Genomic DNA, 4621 nt, shown 5'->3' with positions numbered 1-4621 from the left:
ACCCAAAACTCACGTTATTTATTATACCTAAAAGGGAGTGCCAAAATAAATTTGCACTCCCTTTTTATTTGACGCTTATTGATTTTGTTTTGTAATAAGTACGTCAGTTAATAGCCTTAATGGTTTTACTTTGTAACGTATAGGTAGTTCCACATATCTAAACAGAAAACCTATCATGAAAAAAGCAGTAACATGGACCAAGGGCATGTTTCATAGCGCTCATCAAATTTTATGCGATGGACAAATATGCGGCAACCTCATTTTCGAAACCTGGAACAACCATGCTTTTGGAATAATGTGGCAAAAGAACTACCATTTTAAATGTAATGGTTTTCTAAACACTACCACTACGATTTACGGAGACAACCATGAGGAATTGGGCACTATTACTTTCCATATATGGCAATTTAGGGCTATCATCACCTTAAAAAACGAGGTTCCTTTTTCATGGAACTATAGCAATGGCTGGTTAAACAGCTGGACCGTAAGCAACCATCAAGATAGACATCTCAATTTTAAAGCATCTTCTAGCTCTGGAGTAGTTTTGGGAGAAAATTTAGACAACGAACTGCTATTATTAGCCGGCCTTTATATCAAAGAGTTTTTTACTCGCTTACTGGTGGTATTTATAGTGTTTGTAGTTTTTATGGCTGTTTTAAGGGCTTAAATTTGAGTTACCCCACCGCTAACCACCAATTTCATCGCATCGGCTGCACTCATGTTTAACGGTTTTATCTTATCTTTTTTTATAATATAAATCTGTCCGGCAAAAGAATAAGAAAATGGAAAATAAACAATAGCCTCATCAGCCATGTCTAGTTTGCTCAAATCACTTTGTGTAAGAAAGCCAATACGTTTCATATCGCCGGCAACCTCTACCAAAACCGGATGGTTAAATTTCTTTTCATCTCCTACAAAAGCCTCTGTAAGATCTTTAATAGAAGTATAAATAAAATTGAAAAGCGGTAATTTATTTAGCCAACGCTGAAACCAATGGTACATGGGCTCGGTTACAAAATAGGTCACAAAAATACCCGCTGCCAATATAATGGTAATTACAAATACCAAGCCTAATCCCGGAATATTACGGCTTTCGCCAGTTTTCGGATCAACCCCTAGAATATTATTGATATTTAACCAACTATCTACGGTAGTTACCGCCCAAACCACTATAAAAATACTTAAAGCAATGGGCACCACAATTAACAATCCTCTGATGATGTAATTCAATAATGCCTTTCCAATTCTGTTCATGTTGTAAAATTAATCTTTTAGTTTGTTGGTTGTTTAGTTTATTAGTTTTTAGTTGGGTTTCGATTTCCAAACAACAAACCATCAAACCAAACAAAGCAACTATTCGTAGTAATAAACCCGTTTTACCCTTTGCGATACATTGGTTAAAATCTCGTAAGGGATAGTATGTATTGCCTTTGCTAAATCTACAATGGTATGCTTATCGTTAAACACCACTACCTCATCACCTATTTCTACATTTAGGCCGGTAATGTCCAACATACACATATCCATACAAATAGCACCAATGGTAGGCACTAGCTTTCCATCAACCAACATTTTGCCTACACCATTACCAAAAGCTCGGCTGTAACCGTCTGCATAGCCAATTTTTACCGTAGCTATCTGTCCTCCTTCGGCTAAACTCCCTTTTCTTCCATAACCAACAGTTTCGTGCGGATAAATGTGCTTAATTTGTGTGATGGTAGTTTTTAATGTGGCTACCGTCTGCAACCCTTCTCCCTTTGCAAGTGCAGCATCAAAACCGTATAAGCCAATGCCCAATCTTACCATATCGAAATGATATTGGGGCCAACGGCTAACACCAGAAGTATTTAGCACATGCCGAATGGGCTGATAGCCTAACGAGCTAGCCAAAGCTTGGTACATCTGCTCGTAACCATTTACCTGCAATTGTGTAAATTCATCGTGCTGTTGCTCGTCTGTAGCTACCAAATGCGTAAATACAGACACTACTTTTAGCTTTTCGGTTTGTTTAAGCAGTGCGATTAAATCTGCTATTTGATGATGCTCGAAACCCAATCGGTGCATGCCAGTATCTAACTTAATATGGATGGGAAATTGGCGGGCATCTTGTGGCAAGAACTGCAGAAAGCTTTTCAAAATATCCAAGCTGTATATCTCGGGTTGTAATTGGTACCTTAGCATGACCTCAAAAGCCGATGGCGCCGGGCTCATTACCATCATTGGCAATTTAATACCGGCCTTACGTAAAGCAATGCCCTCATCTACATAGGCTACGGTAAGGTAATCTACCTTGTGGTGTTGCAACAAATTGGCAATCTCAAAGCTTCCGCTACCATAAGAAAAGGCCTTTACCATAGCCATAATTTTTACGTTTGGCATTAACTGCGCTCTATAAAACTGTAAATTGGCCAATAGTGCATTCAAGTTAATTTCTAATACGGTATCGTGTGTTTTTTGGGCCAACCTTTTTACAACTTGCTCAAAGCCGAACTTACGAGCGCCTTTTACCAAAATGGTTTCGTTGTATAACTTTAAATGAGTGATATGGTTTAAAAAATCTCTGGTATCTTTATAAAAACTCTTTTCTGTTTCGAATAAATGCTGATGGGCCGTGATTTGCTCGCCCACACCTATTAACCTATCTATCTTTTTCTGCTTTAACAGCAATGAAATTTCTTGATATAATTCATCTGCGGTTTTACCTGTTTCCTGCAAATCTGACAAGATCAATGTACGCTTTGGATGCTGATTTTGTTGGTTAAGAAAATCTAGCGCAATGCTTAACGAAGAAATATCTGCACTGTAACTATCATCTATTAGCGAACACTGCTCTATACCGTTTACCAGCTGCAAACGCATAGCCACCTTTGCCAACTTAGCTAACCTTAAACTGGCTTGGTAGGCACTATAATTCATGGCAAGCAAAGTTGCCCAACAAATTACCGCATTTTCTATTGCTGCCGCATCTGTAAATGGAATTTTGGCCTCAATAACCGATCCTTTATAGTTAGCAACTAGCATAGTACTGCCCTCCATACTTTCAGCTCGTAAAATTTCCAAGTCGGCCGAACTGGTAAAACTCCATGTAAATTTTCGCTTTGCGGGCAAAGACAAACTTTCAGGAATGTAGTCTGGCGAATAAATCAAAAGCGCTGCTTTCTCAAATAATTTTAATTTTTCTTTTAGCTTTTCGGTTTTATTGACAAAGCCTTCGTTATGCGCTTCGCGGATATTGGTAAGGATGCCTATAGTTGGCTGTATAATTTTTTCCAGGTTGGCCATTTCGTCTGTGGTAGAAATACCTGCTTCGAAAATACCTAAACTATTATTGCTGTTTATTGCCCAAACTGAAAGCGGAACACCTATTTGCGAATTGTAACTTTTAGGGCTGCGAACAATATTAAAATCTGCAGACAATAGCTGATAAAGCCATTCTTTTACAATTGTTTTGCCGTTACTTCCCGTAACACCAATCATAGGAAAATGAAACTTTTTACGATGCCAACCGGTTAATTGTTGCAGCGCAGCAAGCACATTTTTTACTTTAATCCAATTTGAATTGGGGTATTTTTCTTGATCTATAGGTTGGGCAACCACAAAACTTCTGATACCTTGCTCATAGGCATTCGCTATAAACTGATGTGCGTTTCTTTGTCCATTAATAGCAAAAAACAGTGCATGCGATGCATCGGTAAGGTTACGGCTATCTGTCAGTAAATTTTTAATTATAGCTTTTTCATTAGCCAAAAAACTTTGCCCATCTACTATTTCGGCAATCTGTGCTATGGTATAAGTTTCCGCTTTTGGCATAACGATGATAGGTTAATGGTATTTTTTCACGAATTTCGACAAATATTTATGAACCGTCCACGATTAAATCATAATTCACCAGTTAAAGTAAGTATGGTTTTATTGCAATAATGAACATCTGGCAAATATAAAAACAATAAACCGAGCTATCAGCTAGCTCATTAATGCCATTAAAAATAATAGTAAACGCATTAATAAAATGAACAGATGAAAACCGACAAAGAAAAAACATACAATTACGATAAAAAAACAGCTTTGCAGAAAGCCGCCAATTGGTGTGCCTATCAAGAAAGATCGCAACAAGAGGTTAGAGATAAGTTGTACGAATGGCAAATGAAGTCTTTAGAAGTAGAGGAAATTATTTCGACACTTATTGCTGAAAACTTCTTAAATGAAGAACGTTTTGCTTTTGCCTATGTTTCTGGAAAGTTTAAAATTAAGAAGTGGGGCAAAATTAAAATAAAGCAAGGCTTGAAACTAAAAAGAGTACCCGACACTATTATTAAAAAGGCATTAAACAGCATTGATGGCGATGAATATGTTGCAAGCTTAAGAAATCTATTAGAAAAGAAACAACAAACAGAGAAAGAAAAGAATGCCATTAAACGTCAATTTAAGCTTGTAAACTACCTTCATAGCAAGGGTTATGAAAAAGATTTGATTTTTATTTTACTGAAAAACATCAACTTATAATAAGATGTTAAATTTTTATTAAATATTTCTTGGCAGAAATATAAATCTGCGTATATTTGCATCACCAAAACGGAAAACGGTTGTTTAACGTTGCGAACGGTTCGGTAGTTCAGCTGGT

Annotated in this window: 4 protein-coding genes; 2 read left to right on the top strand and 2 right to left on the bottom strand. The window is 37.0% G+C overall.

Features of this window, described 5'->3' with window-relative positions; translation table 11 throughout:
- Positions 1–175: 175 nt before the first annotated feature.
- A complete protein-coding gene (locus B3I52_RS12530) occupies positions 176–667 on the top strand; it encodes a hypothetical protein (RefSeq protein WP_293301742.1) in 492 nt (163 codons plus the stop codon).
- Here B3I52_RS12530 and B3I52_RS12525 read toward each other — a convergent pair.
- A complete protein-coding gene (locus tag B3I52_RS12525; RefSeq protein WP_293301740.1) occupies positions 664–1254 on the bottom strand; it encodes a DUF502 domain-containing protein in 591 nt (196 codons plus the stop codon). The genes B3I52_RS12530 and B3I52_RS12525 overlap by 4 nt on opposite strands.
- Positions 1255–1353: 99 nt before the next feature.
- The gene (locus tag B3I52_RS12520) at positions 1354–3810 is read right to left on the bottom strand and encodes a bifunctional UDP-N-acetylmuramoyl-tripeptide:D-alanyl-D-alanine ligase/alanine racemase (RefSeq protein ID WP_293301739.1); all 2457 of its coding nucleotides are present in this window, start codon (positions 3808–3810) and stop codon (positions 1354–1356) included.
- A gap of 207 nt (positions 3811–4017) precedes the next feature.
- On the opposite strand from B3I52_RS12520, the gene B3I52_RS12515 reads away from it, so the two are divergent.
- On the top strand, positions 4018–4503 hold the full coding sequence (locus B3I52_RS12515) for a regulatory protein RecX (RefSeq protein ID WP_293301737.1): 486 nt from the start codon (positions 4018–4020) through the stop codon (positions 4501–4503).
- Positions 4504–4621: the final 118 nt, after the last annotated feature.

The organism is Pedobacter sp. UBA4863, from assembly GCF_002399615.1.
In the GTDB taxonomy this organism is placed as follows: Bacteria; Bacteroidota; Bacteroidia; order Sphingobacteriales; family Sphingobacteriaceae; genus Pedobacter.
This window is presented reverse-complemented; position numbering and strand designations above follow the sequence as displayed.

What these genes read in the sequence shown, in the direction of transcription:
- B3I52_RS12530 (WP_293301742.1), top strand. Translation starts at nt 176, where the DNA reads ATGAAAAAAGCAGTAACATGGACCAAGGGCATGTTTCATAGCGCTCAT.
- B3I52_RS12525 (WP_293301740.1), bottom strand. Translation starts at nt 1,254, where the DNA reads ATGAACAGAATTGGAAAGGCATTATTGAATTACATCATCAGAGGATTG.
- B3I52_RS12520 (WP_293301739.1), bottom strand. Translation starts at nt 3,810, where the DNA reads ATGCCAAAAGCGGAAACTTATACCATAGCACAGATTGCCGAAATAGTA.
- B3I52_RS12515 (WP_293301737.1), top strand. Translation starts at nt 4,018, where the DNA reads ATGAAAACCGACAAAGAAAAAACATACAATTACGATAAAAAAACAGCT.